At 58.9% G+C, this 285-nt stretch carries 1 pseudogene; it reads right to left on the bottom strand.

The annotated features are described in order from the left end of the window. Positions 1–285: pseudogene (locus tag BN1800_RS39950) on the bottom strand (amino acid ABC transporter permease); the annotation flags it as partial.

Below are 285 nucleotides of genomic sequence, written 5' to 3'. Positions count from 1 at the left end.
TCGATCGCCAGGAACAGCCAGACGGCGAAGGGCATCGAGGCCAGAACGCCGTAGACGCCGAACGGCAGAAACGGCCCGCCGCCGTCCGGAAGTTCGATGGCTGTACCAGTCGTGGGATCGACGCCAATGTTCATTGCATATTTGCCGAAGTCCATGAACGGGAAGGCACTCACGAAGAAGAATGCGAGGACGGCAAGGGCGATCAGTGTGACGATCACTGTCACGTTAAATGAGAGCTCCACCCCCCGCACGTTCAGGCCCACGAAAACGATGTAGCCGAGAAGC

It is taken from the genome of Rhizobium sullae, assembly GCF_900169785.1.
GTDB classification, from domain to species: Bacteria; Pseudomonadota; Alphaproteobacteria; order Rhizobiales; family Rhizobiaceae; genus Rhizobium; species Rhizobium sullae.
The sequence above is the reverse complement of the archived record's forward strand: the minus strand, read 5'-3'. Positions and strand labels throughout refer to the sequence as shown.